The sequence below is a fragment of the Mesorhizobium subarcticum genome, assembly GCF_055456085.1.
Window position 1 is genome coordinate 6,011,595 of the sequence record NZ_CM144237.1, and the last position, 14,062, is coordinate 6,025,656.

General features: G+C 63.5%; 15 protein-coding genes. 7 read left to right on the forward strand and 8 right to left on the reverse strand.

Annotated features, from left to right (window positions below; all coding sequences use genetic code 11):
* Window positions 1–9 precede the first annotated feature (9 nt).
* A complete protein-coding gene (gene pdxH, locus ACZYHG_RS29495; protein WP_464611569.1) occupies window positions 10–627 on the forward strand; it encodes a pyridoxamine 5'-phosphate oxidase in 618 nt (205 codons plus the stop codon).
* A 6-nt stretch (window positions 628–633) separates the two neighbouring features.
* Here the strand turns inward: pdxH and ACZYHG_RS29500 are convergent, their stop codons facing one another.
* Together ACZYHG_RS29500 and ACZYHG_RS29505 are read right to left on the reverse strand one after the other, a co-directional pair.
* Complete coding sequence (locus ACZYHG_RS29500; RefSeq protein WP_464611570.1) at window positions 634–1,386, reverse strand: crotonase/enoyl-CoA hydratase family protein; 753 nt, start codon at window positions 1,384–1,386, stop codon at window positions 634–636.
* Window positions 1,387–1,404: 18 nt separating this feature from the next.
* Window positions 1,405–3,171 (reverse strand): acyl-CoA dehydrogenase, encoded by a 1,767-nt coding sequence (locus tag ACZYHG_RS29505; protein ID WP_464611571.1) that lies wholly within the window; start codon window positions 3,169–3,171, stop codon window positions 1,405–1,407.
* Window positions 3,172–3,381: 210 nt separating this feature from the next.
* Between ACZYHG_RS29505 and ACZYHG_RS29510 the strand changes: the two genes are divergently transcribed.
* Window positions 3,382–3,618 carry a hypothetical protein gene (locus ACZYHG_RS29510; RefSeq protein ID WP_464611572.1) on the forward strand — a complete coding sequence of 79 codons (237 nt, stop codon included), beginning with the start codon at window positions 3,382–3,384 and terminating at the stop codon, window positions 3,616–3,618.
* Between the two features lie 82 nt (window positions 3,619–3,700).
* A complete protein-coding gene (locus ACZYHG_RS29515; protein WP_464611573.1) occupies window positions 3,701–4,867 on the forward strand; it encodes a glycoside hydrolase family 25 protein in 1,167 nt (388 codons plus the stop codon).
* Between the two features lie 15 nt (window positions 4,868–4,882).
* Here ACZYHG_RS29515 and purD read toward each other — a convergent pair whose 3' ends face one another.
* Together purD and ACZYHG_RS29525 are read right to left on the reverse strand one after the other, a co-directional pair.
* On the reverse strand, window positions 4,883–6,160 hold the full coding sequence (gene purD, locus ACZYHG_RS29520) for a phosphoribosylamine--glycine ligase (RefSeq protein ID WP_464611574.1): 1,278 nt from the start codon (window positions 6,158–6,160) through the stop codon (window positions 4,883–4,885).
* Window positions 6,161–6,319: 159 nt separating this feature from the next.
* Window positions 6,320–7,141 (reverse strand): phytanoyl-CoA dioxygenase family protein, encoded by an 822-nt coding sequence (locus tag ACZYHG_RS29525; RefSeq protein ID WP_464611575.1) that lies wholly within the window; start codon window positions 7,139–7,141, stop codon window positions 6,320–6,322.
* 89 nt (window positions 7,142–7,230) lie between these two features.
* Here ACZYHG_RS29525 and ACZYHG_RS29530 point away from each other — a divergent pair, with 89 nt between their 5' ends.
* Together ACZYHG_RS29530 and ubiA are read left to right on the forward strand one after the other, a co-directional pair.
* Window positions 7,231–8,142, forward strand: coding sequence for a LysR substrate-binding domain-containing protein (locus ACZYHG_RS29530; protein ID WP_464611576.1), 912 nt, complete (start codon window positions 7,231–7,233; stop codon window positions 8,140–8,142).
* A gap of 68 nt (window positions 8,143–8,210) precedes the next feature.
* The gene (gene ubiA / locus ACZYHG_RS29535) at window positions 8,211–9,194 is read left to right on the forward strand and encodes a 4-hydroxybenzoate octaprenyltransferase (RefSeq protein WP_464614818.1); all 984 of its coding nucleotides are present in this window, start codon (window positions 8,211–8,213) and stop codon (window positions 9,192–9,194) included.
* A gap of 98 nt (window positions 9,195–9,292) precedes the next feature.
* Here ubiA and ACZYHG_RS29540 read toward each other — a convergent pair whose 3' ends face one another.
* The 3 genes from ACZYHG_RS29540 to ACZYHG_RS29550 all read right to left on the reverse strand — a co-directional run bounded on the left by ACZYHG_RS29540 (window position 9,293) and on the right by ACZYHG_RS29550 (window position 12,459).
* Entirely contained in the window at window positions 9,293–9,859 is a 567-nt protein-coding gene (locus tag ACZYHG_RS29540; RefSeq protein ID WP_027034193.1) for a DUF6101 family protein, read from the reverse strand.
* A gap of 185 nt (window positions 9,860–10,044) precedes the next feature.
* Window positions 10,045–11,475, reverse strand: a complete 1,431-nt coding sequence (locus ACZYHG_RS29545; RefSeq protein WP_464611577.1) for an FAD-binding oxidoreductase — start codon at window positions 11,473–11,475, stop codon at window positions 10,045–10,047.
* 9 nt (window positions 11,476–11,484) lie between these two features.
* Window positions 11,485–12,459: an L-threonylcarbamoyladenylate synthase gene (locus ACZYHG_RS29550; protein ID WP_464611578.1), complete on the reverse strand. Its 975-nt coding sequence runs from the start codon at window positions 12,457–12,459 to the stop codon at window positions 11,485–11,487.
* 171 nt (window positions 12,460–12,630) lie between these two features.
* On the opposite strand from ACZYHG_RS29550, the gene ACZYHG_RS29555 reads away from it, so the two are divergent.
* Together ACZYHG_RS29555 and ACZYHG_RS29560 are read left to right on the forward strand one after the other, a co-directional pair.
* On the forward strand, window positions 12,631–13,077 hold the full coding sequence (locus tag ACZYHG_RS29555; protein ID WP_464611579.1) for a hypothetical protein: 447 nt from the start codon (window positions 12,631–12,633) through the stop codon (window positions 13,075–13,077).
* 160 nt (window positions 13,078–13,237) lie between these two features.
* Window positions 13,238–13,627, forward strand: a complete 390-nt coding sequence (locus tag ACZYHG_RS29560) for a hypothetical protein (protein WP_464611580.1) — start codon at window positions 13,238–13,240, stop codon at window positions 13,625–13,627.
* Between the two features lie 83 nt (window positions 13,628–13,710).
* Here ACZYHG_RS29560 and ACZYHG_RS29565 read toward each other — a convergent pair whose 3' ends face one another.
* A complete protein-coding gene (locus ACZYHG_RS29565; RefSeq protein WP_464611581.1) occupies window positions 13,711–13,974 on the reverse strand; it encodes an ATPase in 264 nt (87 codons plus the stop codon).
* Window positions 13,975–14,062: the final 88 nt, after the last annotated feature.

Here is a 14,062-nt window from a genome sequence, read left to right on the forward strand (position 1 = left end):
AGAAAAACTATGAGTGACACCGAGTTAACAACCAGTGACTTTACCGAAGCGGGCGAGCCGTTTCGTCTCTTTGCCGCATGGCTGAACGACGCCACCAAGAGCGAAATCAATGACGCCAATGGCGTGGCGCTGGCAACCGTCGATGCCGAAGGCATGCCGGATGTGCGGATGGTGCTGCTCAAGGGGTTCGATGAAGCCGGCTTTGTGTTCTACACGAATTTCGAGAGCGCCAAGGGTCAGGAAATTCTGGGCAGCATGAAGGCGGCGATGTGTTTCCACTGGAAATCACTGCGCCGGCAAGTGCGCATTCGCGGTCCGGTGGAGATTGTAAGCGACGCGGAAGCGGATGCCTATTATGCGACGCGCCCGCGCGGCAGCCGCATCGGCGCCTGGGCCTCGAAACAGTCGCGGCCGCTGGAAAGCCGCTTCGCGCTGGAGAAGGCGGTGGCCGAATACACGGCACGCCATGCGATCGGCGAGATTCCGCGACCGAAGCACTGGTCGGGCTTCCGCATCGTGCCGCAGACGATCGAGTTCTGGCACGATCGTCCGTTCCGGCTGCATGATCGGGTGGTCTTTTCCCGCGATGCGAAAGGCGGTTGGGACAAGACGCGGCTTTATCCCTGAAAGATCTCAGGACTTCTTTCTGGTCATGAACGCGGTGAGCGCCGCGCGCGCCTCGTCCGACTTCAGCCGCTCACGAAAATGTTTGCTTTCCTCGCCGATGCGGGCAACGAGGTCGTCGCGCGAGCCACGCATGAGATCGCGCGCGATCTTCAGCGCTTGCGGCGGCTTGGCCGCGATCTGGCCAGCGGCCGCCAGCACCGAAGCCTCCAGAGCGCCCTCCTCGACCACCTCATAGATCAGCCCAGCGGCCTTCGCGCGCTCGGCGGAGAAGCCTTCGCCAAGGCCGAGCAGGGCGAAAGCACCTTGCTGCCCCAAGATGCGCGGCGCCAGAAGGCTGGATCCCGCTTCGGGCACAAGGCCGAGATCGACGAAAGGCGTCCTGAACACGGTGCGCGGCGTGGCGAAGGTCAGGTCGCAATGCAGGTTGATCGTGGTGCCGATGCCAACAGCGATGCCGTCGACGCCGGAGACGATGGGCTTTTCGACCCGGGCCAGCGCCATCAGAAAATCCCAAACTTCCGTGCCGCCATCGCCGCCCGTGGCGACAACCATGAAGTCGGCAAGGTCGTTGCCGGAGGAGAAGGCGCCGGGGACGCCCAGAACTACATGGACGCGGATCGCCGGATCGGCGTCGCCTTCGGCAAGAGCCGTCGACATCTTGGCATACATGGCGCGGGTCAAGGCGTTCTTCTTGTCCGGACGGTTCAGGCGGATGATCTGGATGGCGCCCTGGCGCTCGACGAGGATATGGTCTGTCACGGTCTTTTCCTTGTGGCGTCAGGCTGAAATCAGGGTTTTGCCGGCGACAGCGAGGCTCTCGGCGCCGTCGACAACGCGCGCCTTCAAGGCACTCGCGTCGCCGAGCAGGTTTTCGGCGAAGAAGCGGCAAAGGGCGATGCGGCCTTGGTCGGCAAGAGCGCCGCGCGCCAGATAGGCGCCACCGGCGGCAAGCGAGATCAGCCTGAGATACGGCGTCGCGCCCGCCAGCACCTCCTCCACCCGACCGTCGGCCGAAAGTTTTTGCAGGAAACGCGTTGCTTGCGTCAGGTCGCCGAGGGCTGCGTCGAGCGCATCGGCGGTGCGGCCGAAACCTTGCAGGTTGGAGGTGCGCACGGCATTGGCGACCGCGGCCAATTCGTCGATGAAGCCATGCACATGCTCGCCGCCGAGCGGCAGCTTGCGGGTGACCAGATCGATCGCCTGGATGCCGTTGGTGCCCTCATAGATCGGCGCGATGCGGGCATCGCGATAGAAGGCTGCCGCCCCTGTTTCCTCGATAAAACCCATACCGCCATGCACCTGGACGCCAAGCGAAGCCACTTCGACGCCGACATCGGTCGAAAACGCCTTGGCCAGCGGCGTCAACAGATTGGCCCGGTCGCGCCAATGCACAGCCTGTTCACCATCCGAAACCCGTGCCATGTCGATGGCGTGGGCACAGGAATAGCTGATCGCCCGCGCGATCTGCGTCAACGCCTTCATGGTCAGGAGATTGCGCTGCACATCAGGGTGATGGACGATCGGCGCCATGCCGGCGCCAGCGTAGTCCGCCGCCTTGCCTTGGCGGCGGTCATTGGCATAGGCGATCGCCTTCTGCGTCGCGGCCTCCGCGACCGCGACCCCCTGCATGCCGACGCAAAGCCGCGCATTGTTCATCATCGTGAACATGCAGGCGAGACCCTTGTTCTCCTCGCCGATCAGCCAGCCGATGGCGCCGGACTTGGCGCCCTGGAAACCATCGCCATAGATCATGGTGCAGGTCGGTGAGGCGTGAATGCCGAGCTTGTGCTCCAGCCCGGAACAGAAGACGTCGTTGCGGGCACCGAGCGAGCCGTCGTCGCCGACCAGGAATTTCGGCACCAGGAACAGCGAGATGCCCCGCGTGCCGACCGGCGCGTCCGGCAGCCGCGCCAGCACCAGATGGATGATGTTGTCGGTAAAATCGTGCTCGCCATAGGTGATGAAGATCTTCTGACCGAAAATGCGGTAGGTGCCGTCGCCGGCCGGCTCGGCGCGGGCGCGCAAGGCAGCGAGATCGGAGCCGGCCTGCGGCTCGGTCAGGTTCATCGTGCCCATCCATTCGCCGGAGACGAGCTTTGCGAGATACTTGGCCTTGAGGTCTTCGGAGGCGTGCTTGTCGAGCGCTTCGACCGCGCCCATGGTCAGCGTCGGGCCGATACCGAAGGCCATGGCGGCCGAATTCCACATTTCGAGGGCGGCGACGCCCAGCATCGTCGGCAGCGCCTGGCCGCCGTATTCTTCGGGCCCGGAGAGCGCGTTCCAGCCGCCATCGATCCAGCGGCGATAGAGTTCCTTCCAGCCGGGCGGCGTGGTGACGGCAGCGCCCTTCAGCACCGCACCGTGTTCGTCGCCGATCTTGTAGAGCGGCGCCACCTCCTCGGTGGCGAAACGGCCGGCCTCGCCAAGGACGGCGTCGACCAGATCCTCGCCGAGATCGCCAAACGTGCCGGCATCGAGGGCGGATTTCATGCCGGCCACGTGCTTGAGTGTGAATGCAATATCCTCGACCGGTGCCCGATACATGCCGCGTTCCTCCTCAGCTTCCGCCTACCGACCGTATGGCTGGCGGAGCTACAAAACCATCCGCCTTTCGGCGATCTCCCATCTTCTTTTTACGTAAACGTCAAATTTTGTCACGCGGATTTTGCAATCGCGCCGGCCTGTATTAAATTCGGTCGACGCCGCATGAGCCGACCGGCGACAGACCAGAACAAGCTGACCGGAACCAAACCCATGCTCGCCAGACCTGACGCCTATCGCTGCATCGAATGCGGCTTGCCCTACCGGGCAACGGGGTTCTGGCATCATGGCGGCCAGTTGGAACACGGTGCGGCCTACTGGTCGGATCGCGGCATATTGTGCTCGCCGCAATGCTCCCTCGCCCACCACCGCAAGCGCGCCGCCGAAGGCACGCTGCAGCAAGAGCCTGCCCCCGACCCGTTCGAATTCCAGCCATTCACCCGGCGCTGACATCACAGACACCGCCCAAGAGAAGCACTTCCTTAACCATAGCGGTTCAGCATTTGCCTTTGATCAACGGGGATTCCCTGTTTTGAAAAGGACGACGCGCCTCCCTCGCCGCACAGCGCTTCTCGCTTTTGCGGCGACTATTGCGCTGTCGACTTCGGCAAAGGCTTCGGATTTTTCCGAGCCGTGGAAGAACGCCGACCGTGCTCTGGTCGTCGACGCGTATGAATACAATTCCATCGACTGGGCTCAGATCGCCACCGACAAGCGCGTCGTCGCCTTTATCAACAAGGCGTCCGACGGCATGCCGCCGCCCTATTTCTGTTTCGGCAGCGACACCGAGGTTAAGCTCTGTAAGGCGTTGTGGAAGCGCCATGCGGTGACGCGCGAGCTGTTTCAGACGCGCCGGGTCGTGGCAAAGGCGCTCGGCATGAAATGGGGCGCCTATCACCTCGCCCGGCCCGGCAATCCAGTCGAGCAGGCCAACAATTTCCTCGATTTTGCCGATCCCGCGCCGGACGATCTCATGGCGCTCGACATCGAGGGCAACGATCCCTCGCAATGGATGTCGCTCGACGATGCCGAGGAGTTCGTGCGCCAGGTGCATCGGCGCATCGGCCGCTTCCCGGTACTCTACACCAACGGCAAGACGGCCCAATACATCGCCGACAACCGCTACAAATACCGGCTCCTGTCGCGGTTGCCGCTTTGGTACGCGCGCTACAAGTCCGACATCGACGTGCATTTTCCAATGGGCAACTGGCAGGGCTACGCGCTCTGGCAGTTTTCGGCGCAGGCCAATTGCGGTCGCTTCCGCTGCCCCTACAGGGTGGCTGGCACACCCGACGATATCGACGTCAATGTCGCGCCGAGCGATGCCGCCACACTACGCCAGCAATGGCCCTTTGGCGGGCTGATCGACGTACCATCAGATTATCTCGCCAGCGTGCCGGTGCCGATCTCGCGGGAAGCAGCCTTGGCCGGCAGGGCCACCATCATCTATGCCGATGTGGCAACGCCGCCGACCGTCGAGGAAATGGTCGCGGTGCTGGGTTCGCGCTGGTCAAAATTCAGCGGCGGCTTCCGCATGCCGGTCGTAAAGACGGTGCCGCGGCGACCAAGCTTCGGTATTGTCCAATATGTCGCCTGGAAGCGGACCGAGCAGCGTTCCCCCGAGCAGCTCGACGCTGCCTTTGCCGCGGCCGACCCGGTCAGCACGGCTTCGACCGAAAGCGATCACGGCCAGCAGTAGGTAGCAGCCGTAATTTCAGCTCGCCTGTTCGCGCGCCACAGCCTGCCAGCCGATGTCGCGGCGGCAGAATCCGTCCGGCCAGTCGATCCGGTCGACCGCTGCATAGGCTCGGCTTTGCGCCTCGCCGACCGTGGCGCCGGTCGCGGTGACATTGAGGACGCGGCCGCCATTGGCGACCAGCGCGCCGCCATTGATGGCAGTGCCGGCATGGAAAATCTGAACGCTGTCGCCCGCCGCCTGTTCAACGCCACGGATGACCGATCCCTTTTCCGGCGTGCCGGGATAGCCCCTCGCCGCCATCACCACGGTGAGCGCCGCCTCGTCGCGCCAGCGTATGGACGTGTGCGCCAGCTGACCGTCCACGGCGGCGTTGAGCAGCACCAGCAGATCATCCCTGAGCCGCATCATCAGCACCTGGCATTCCGGATCGCCGAAACGGGTGTTGTATTCGATCAGCTTCGGTCCCTTTTCCGTGATCATCAGTCCGGCGAAGAGAATGCCGGCGAAAGGTGCGCCAAGCTCGGCCATGCCGCGCATGGTCGGCTCGATGATTTCGCGCATGGTGCGCTCGATCATTTCCGGCGTCATCACCGGGGCCGGCGAATAGGCGCCCATGCCGCCGGTGTTGGGGCCGACATCGCCATCGCCGACGCGTTTGTGGTCCTGCGCCGTGCCGAAGGGAAGCGCTGTGGTGCCGTCGCAGAGGCAGAAGAAGCTTGCCTCCTCGCCGGTCATGAATTCCTCGATCACCACTTCCGCACCGGCAGCGCCGAAGGAGCCCTCGAAACAGGCATCGAGCGCCGCCCGCGCCTCGTCCAGCGTCATGGCGACGGTGACACCCTTGCCGGCGGCGAGCCCATCGGCCTTGATGACGATCGGCGCGCCGGTCTTTTCGACATAGGCCTTCGCGGAGGCCAGGTCGCCGAAACGGCCATAGGCAGCGGTCGGAATGTTGTATCGGGCGCAAAGGTCCTTGGTGAAACCCTTCGACCCTTCCAGCCGCGCTGCAGCCTTGGAGGGCCCGAAGACGCGGATGTCTTCGGCACGCAAATCATCCGCGATGCCGGCAACCAGCGGTCCCTCCGGGCCGACCACGACAAGGTCGATTTTCTTCTCGCGGCAGAAGGAGGCGACGGCGGCGTGATCGGTGATGTCAAGCTTCGCCAGCTCGGCCTCGGTGCCGATACCCGGATTGCCGGGGGCCGCGTAGAGTTTGGTCAGCAGCGGCGAGGCGGCGATCTTCCAAGCCAGCGCATGTTCACGGCCGCCGGAGCCGAGAAGAAGAACGTTCATGGCCACCTCTTGATGCTGTCCCTTGCAGAGAACCCGCTATTGCTCTCTCTGGACGGTGGGTCAAGGCATCAAGGTGTTTTGATAAGAATTGCGCACGGGAACGTTATCCCAGCCGAAAATCGGCGGAGGCCATCGCCGCCGATTTTCTGGCAACTCGATCTAGGCGGGAAACACCACCGGGAACCAGTCCTCGCGCAGTTTCTGGCCCGGCTGCATGCCATGGCCATGATAGGGCGGCGAGGTGCGGCCGGGCCGCTCGACATAATGGGCATCGTCGCCGACCCAGCGCAGCGACAGCGCCCGGCGCCGTGCCGCGGTGGGGTTGCCGCGCGCGCCGTGCGCGGTGCGGAAGTCGAACAGGATGGCGTCGCCCGGCTCCATCTCCCATTCGAGAACCTTCATCGACGGGTCCTTGTCGGGATCCGGCACCGGCAGATAATCGCCCTCGCCGGCATAGAAATTGCTGTCGTCGAGCCAGCGCACCGGCAGGATCATCTTGTCCCATTTGTGCGAGCCGGCAATGAGCCGCAGCGTCGCCTCCTTCACCGGGTCGATGGGGATCCAGAAGCTCACCGTCTGCTGGCCATCGACGAAATAATAGGGGATGTCCTGATGCCAGGGGGTCGGCTTCTGCGTGCCGGGTTCCTTGACCAGCACGTGATCATGGAAGAACTGCGCGGTGTGTGACTGCATCACCGCCGCCGCGATTTGCGCGGCCGGCGATTCGCGCACCACCTTGACGAATTCGGGGATGCGTTCCCAGTTGCAGTAATCGTCGAAGAAACTGCCCTTGCCATTGGCGATGTCCGATGCCGTGGCGCTGCGGTCCTGCATGTTGCGCTCGATGCCGGCGGCGATCGTGTCGACCCAGCCCTTGAAGGCGCCGCGGATGCAGACCGCGCCGTCACGTTGGTAGTCGGCGATCGTATCCGCGTCGATGATGTCGGTTCTGATTGCACGGGTAGCGGTTTGGGAAGCCATGGCGTTCTCCTCTTGGAATGACCCGACTATCGCAACATCAATTCATTCAGTAAAATAATAACTTCTCATCTGACACATAGGCGCAAACTATGAGTCTCACCCTCACCCAGTTACGCTATCTGGTCGCCGTGGCCCGCCACGGCAGCGTCACCGGTGCCGCAAGAGCTCTAAATATCTCGCAGCCGTCGATTTCGGTGGCGATAGACGCGATCGAAAAGGATTTCGGCCAAAAACTGTTCGTGCGCCAGCGCGGAAGCGGTGTTTCGCTGACCTCCTTCGGCCGTGTCGTCGTGGCGAAGGCAAAACAGGTTCTTGCCGAGACCGATGAGCTGATGAGTCTCGGTTCCGGCAATTCGGCAATCGGCGGCGAGCTGGTGCTCGGCTGTTTCGAGGATCTGGCGCCCTACTTCGCGCCGGGTCTCATCCGCGCTTTCTCCGAGCGCCATCCAAGCGTCGATGTCATCGTTCGTGACGAGACATTCGAGACGCTCGGACGGCGCCTGGTGGACGCAGCCATCGATCTTGGCCTCAGCTACGATCTTGGCCTGCCGTCGCATTTCGCCCGCATCCTGCTGCACGAACTGCGGCCGCATGCGCTGTTGCCGGCAGGCCACGCACTGGCGGACCGCCCCGAGGTGAGCCTCGCGGATCTGGCCGCCTACCCGCTGATCACGACCGACCAGCCGCAGAGCTGGCAGCACATGCTCGACCTGTTTCGCGGCCGCGGCCTCTCGCCAGTGGCCGACAGGGCGACAAGCTCGTTCGAACTCCAGCGCAGCATGGTGGCGAATGGTTTTGGCGTCGCGGTCAGCTACACCCGGCCGCACGGCGACCACAGCTACGACGGCCTGCCCCTGATCTGCAAGCCGCTGTCGGATCCATTGCCAATGCAGCAGATCATCCTCACCTATGACACGCATCAGCGCGTGTCGAACGCGGCACTCGCATTTGTCGAGACGGCGAAAGACTGGTTTTCCAAGCGCGACATCTTCACCTCCTGACGAAGTGGCGGTCGTCCGTCAGCCGCTTGCCGCTTGACGGTTTCCATCGCTGCTGCCACTCCATGGGCATGGAACCCATCCAGTCGAAAGCCGCCCAGGGCCGAGTTGCCGATGCGCCGAATGGCCATTGGGTCTACCGCGTGCTGCCGCACTGGGTTTGGCCCTATGCGCAGCTTGCGCGATGGGACAGGCCGATCGGCTGGCAGTTGCTTTTGTGGCCGTGCTGGTGGTCGGCCGCGCTCGCCGCGAGCGCCTATCCGCGCCCCGGCGACCCGCTGCTCTCGCTGCTGCCGGCGCCATGGTATCTCGTGCTGTTCCTGGTCGGCGCCATCGCCATGCGCGGCGCCGGCTGCACCTATAATGACATCGTCGACGAGGGCATCGACAACCAGGTCGAACGCACCCGCTCGCGCCCGCTGCCGTCAGGCCAAACCACGCGCCGGCGGGCCTGGCTGTTCCTTGTCCTGCAGGCCCTGGTCGGCCTTGCCGTGCTCATACAGTTCAACAGCTTCGCCATTCTGCTCGGCGTCTGTTCGCTGGCGATCGTTGCCGTCTATCCGTTCATGAAGCGGATAACCAACTGGCCGCAATTGTTTCTCGGCCTTGCCTTTTCCTGGGGCGCGCTGATGGGCTGGGCCGTCGAGTTCGGCGATCTCGATGGCCCCGCCATCATGCTCTATATCGGCTCGATCCTGTGGGTAATCGGCTACGACACGATCTATGCGCATCAGGACAAGGAAGACGACGCCATTGTCGGCGTGCGCTCGACGGCGCGGCTGTTCGGCGACAACACCAAGGCGTGGCTGGCAGGTCTTTATGGCGGCACGCTGATCTGCTTCGCCATCGCCTTCGCGTCGGCGCAGGCACCAGTGGTGGCGCTCGCTGGATTGATCGCCGCCGGCGCCCATATGGCCCGGCAGATCACGGTTCTAGATATCAACGATCCGGACCAATGCCTGCGGCTGTTCCGGTCGAACAACCAGGTCGGCTGGCTGATCTTCCTTGGCCTGATCGGCGGCGCTGTCTGGGTGGCGCTGAAGCCGCTGGTGTAGCGGCCTTTTTCCATGCCCTGGGCCCTTCGCGGGCTCAGGGCTTTCGAAGCGCGAAAAGCCAAGCATTTGGCTTTTCGCCCGCTATCGCGGACCGCTTCTCAATCCCTTGAAATGATCTCTTGGCCGTCGATGACCAGCCTGAGACCAAGGTTGCCGGCCCTGCGACGGGCGAGGAAGCGCGGGCGGCGCGTGGTTGAAACGCGGCCCTTGCGGCGATCCTGCGGCGGCAGCGTCTTGATGGCGGCGCCAAGTGATTCCTCAAGCGTGCGGGCGACGCCGTCCGATTCGATCAGCAGCATCGGCAGGCGGTAGGCATCAGCCCAGGCGCGCCAGTCGGCGGCGACATCCTCGAGGTCGTCGGCCACCAGCAGCGGCACCGACAGCATCGGATCGTTGTGCAGGAGTTCCAGGGTCACCGTGACGTTGCCCTCCGGATCCTCCATGGCGCGGGCGGCAACGCCGCGGAACGCATTGGCGGGCAGAGCGATGATCGCCGGCACGCCGCTCATCTCGAGGAGGCGGCGGATGACAGCGCCGCGCTGATCAATGGTGAAGGTCACGTCGCCATAGTCGTCGCGCGTGGCGTAGCTCACCACTTGCGGCAGGCGGAATGGGTCGAGGCGCATGTTGCGTCCCGCCCAGACTGGCTTCAGTCCGGTGTTCATAGAGTGCCTTCCTGTCTGTCTCCTGAGAGCCGGTGTGCGGTTCTCTCCGGGCCGGTTTTTCCAGCCTCGCTTGTGAGGAGACAGTAGCGCCGGCTCCTTACCGCCGCGCTTAAGAAAGTCGGTTAAATTTTGCTGATCTCAGGGATGGTTATCGGAATGCCACCAACCACAAGATGTTGAAAGGATCAGATAACCTTACCGGGATTCATGATGCCGGCGGGGTCGAAGGCAGCCTTCACCCTGCGCATCAGATCAATGGCCATCGGCGGCGCGGTGGCGATCAGTTCGTCGCGCTTCAACTGGCCGATACCATGCTCTGCCGAGATCGAACCGTGCAGGCTGCGCACCACGTCGTGCACCGCCTTGTTCATGGGATGGTAGAGGGCGAGAAACGCTTCGTCGTCGCCATCGACGGGCCGTGAGATGTTATAGTGGAGGTTGCCGTCACCCATATGGCCGAAGCAGACCACGCGGGCACCGGCACTCACCGACGCCACCGCGCTGGCGGCCTCTTCGATGAAGCGTGGTATCGATGCGATCGGCACCGAGATGTCGTGCTTGATCGAGGCGCCTTCCGGTTTCTGCGCTTCAGGCAGCAGCTCGCGGAAATTCCAGAAGGCATCGCCTTGCCCGATGCTCGCTGCGATGACGGCATCGCCGACGAATTCCTGCTCGAGGCCCGCCGAGAGCACATCCTCGATCAGCGCCCGCGAATCTTCCGGCGAACGTCCCGATGAAATCTGCATCAGCACATACCAGGGCCAATCCTCCAGCAGCGGCCGCGTTACGCCTTGGGCATGCGCAAGCGTGAAATCATATGGACGCTTGCCGATCAGTTCGAAAGCGGTGAGCGCGGCTCCGGCGCGATCCATGGCCAGCGAGAACAGGGAAAGGGCAGCCTGCGGCGACGACAGGCCGACAAACGCGATCTCGCGCCCCTTTGGCTTCGGGAACAGTTTGAGCACGGCGGCGGTGATGATGCCGAGCGTGCCTTCGGCGCCGACGAACAGGTTCTTCAGATCGTAGCCGGTGTTGTCCTTCTTCAGCTTGCGCAGATCGTCAAAGATCTCGCCGGTCGGCAGCACCACTTCGACTCCGAGGCAGAGTTCGCGCGCATTGCCATAGGCCAACACGCCGGTGCCGCCGGCATTGGAGGAGAGGTTGCCGCCGATCTGGCAGGAGCCTTGCGCAGCGAGCGACAGCGGAAACAGCCGGTCGGCGGCGTCAGCTGCCTCCTGCAGCGTCTGCAGGATGACGCCGGCCTCTGCCGTTACAGTGTTCGACAGGACATCGATCTCGCGGATGCGATTCAGCCGCGACAGCGACAGGATGATCTCGCGGCCGGATCGGTCAGGCACCTGGGCACCGACAAGCCCGGTGTTGCCGCTTTGCGGCACGATCGGCGTTCCCGTCTCGGTCGCCAGCCGCATGATCCGGCTGACCTCGTCGACACTGCCCGGCCGCAGCACCAGCGACGTCGCGCCGTGCCAGAGCCCACGTCGCTCGATGAGGTAGGGCGCGATGTCATGCTCGTCGCGCAGCGCGTATTTGTCACCGACTATCTCCGCGAAGCGGGCGATGAGAGCGGGGTCGAGTTTCGCTGAAATTTCGGTCATGGGGGAAAACTATTGTGCGGGCTGTGTGTTGTCACGAGGGGCGGCGGCACGAGAGAGCCGGTCGTTGATGGCTTCACCAAGCCCGTCAAAGGGAATCGTCTCGACCGCGATGGTGCGAGCGCCACTGCGATCGAGTTCCTGCATATAGGCGAAAAGATTGCTCGCCGCTTCGCGCAGGTCACCTGACAAGGACAGGTTGAGGAAGGCGGCGGCATGGCGCCAGCCTTCGGCCCGTTGATCGCCAAAGGCAAGCAGTGCTTCGTCCTTGCCGACCGCGCCAGCATTGAGCCGAACAGCGGCCCCCGGTGCATAGTGCGAGGCAAGCATGCCCGGCGCCTCGATGCCAGTTGTATGGCCGCGTAACAGTTTTACGCCGATGACCGCTTCGATCTCTTCGGCGGCAACACCGCCCGGCCGCAACAGCCGTAACCGCTCCCCTTCGGCCTTGACGATGGTCGATTCCACCCCGACCGGCGTTGCGCCGCCATCGACGACCAGCTTGATGCGCGCGCCAAGATCGTCCGCCACCGCTTGCGCCGTGGTCGCGCTGATCCTGCCGGATGAATTGGCGCTGGGTGCGGCAAGCGGCCGGCCGAGTTTTGCAATGAGATCCCCGCCAAAGCCCCTCGGCATGCGCAAGGCAATCGTATCAAGCCCGGCCGTGACCAGCGGATGAATGCCGTTGCCGGGGCGCTGCGGCAGCACCAGCGTCAGCGGACCCGGCCAGAAGGCCTGTGCCAGTTTCCTCGACAGCGGATCGAACACCGCGATGCGTTCGGCCATCGCCATATCGGCGACATGGGCGATCAGCGGATTGAAGCGCGGCCGCCCTTTGGCCTCGAAGATGCCCGCCACGCCGATGCCGTTGGTGGCGTCGCCGGCAAGCCCGTAGACGGTCTCCGTCGGGATGGCGACAACATCGCCGCCCCGGAGCAGAGCCAACGCCCGCTCCATTGCCTCGCCGACGGCAAGTATCTCAGCCAATCTCGTCACCTCGCAGATGCCGGCTGCGTAATACGATGCCGGCTGTTGGGCAAGCCGGCTGTTGGGAACAAAGGGTCTTGGCGATTTATCAATTCCTAAAATGCTATGTTTCAGCGAAAGCCGGCATCAATTCCGGTCCGATACCATGGGATTGGGTAAAGGGGAGTGGTCATGGTGTCTGTGCGTATTTTGCTGGGGATCACCCTGGTGGCGTTGAGCGGCGGAGCTCGGGCCTCGTCGTTGGTGTTTCCTGGCGCGCCGACCTCGACGCCCTCCGTTCTTGCCGTGAAGTCCGCGGACCCCGCCAAAGCGAGCGATGTGGTGTCCGTCGTTGCGCTCGGCGAGCCCGACGTCACCTATGAGAAGGTGGCGTCAATCCCGAACGCGCCCGAAGCGCAGCACGGTTTCTCGCAGGAGCTGATGATCATTCGTGGCGGCGTCGTCGGCGGCGCCTTCTCGACACCGGCGCAAGGCAAAGCGCCTGCAGCGGCCACTACCCCCGCTCCTACGCCCGCCAAGGCAACCGCCTCGGCCGCTCCGGCACCGAACGCGCAGAAGAAGCCCACCGCACCGGCAGCAGCGCCGCTCCCTGCCTCCGGGGTCGGCAAGGTCAAGTAGCCAGATCGTTGACAGCCTGACGGCGCCCTGTGCACCATTGCCGCGCGAGTTCGTGCTGAAATATCTAGCCGCTCGAAGCCGCCGCCTGAATTTGGTCAAGCGATTCAGGCAAAGGGGCGGCTCTGGCAGATGAGATTCGTCGTTCAAAAGGGGGTTGATCATGAGAATATCCAAGACCGTTACCGTGGCCGGGCTTCTGCTGGTGTCGCTGCTGGGCGCCAGTGCAGCGCAAGCCGATGACATGCTGGGGTCCTATGTCGCGCGTATGTCCGAGCGCGATCATCAGGCGAGCGATGGTTACGCGCTGGACAGCGCCGCGCAGATTGTGCGGCAAGACCGCGCCAACTGGCACAAATTCCATCGTCGCGACAGAGACGACCAGGGCGATGAGTGGTTTGGGAGCAACGACCAGCGCGCCGATCTGCAGCGCATGCTGGAGCGTCCGGGTGCGATGAGTGCCTCGACCAAGCGCGCCATCGTCAATGGCGAACCGCTGATCCAGGTCGACGTCTACGAGAACAGCGTGCGCGTCAGCATCCTGGAAGACTGATAAAGTCAGCTTCCGGGAAGATGGAAAAAAGGGCGGCGCTGATGCGCCGCCCCCTCTTCTCTCAACAGAACCGGATTGAAATCTCAGGCCGCTTCTTCCTTGTCGTCGTCTTCTTCGGACTCGTCGTCTTCGCCCTCGTCGCCTTCGGCCTTCACCGCATGGTCGGCGTCGTCTTCGTCAGACTCTTCGCCGTCTTCGTCGTCGCCTTCTTCTTCGTCGCCGTCCTCATCCTCAGAGTGATCGGCGGCTTCGACCGCGGTGTCGTGATCGGTTTCGGAAGCGGTTTCAAGCGCCTCGACAGTAGCCGAGGTTTCTTCAGTCACTTCGATTTCGTGATCGGAATTCATGGAAGCCTCCGTTGGGTTGGGGAACATGTCCCTTTTGCCACGGAGAGATCATCATCATATGACTGTAAGCCGGCTCGAACGGCCGGCT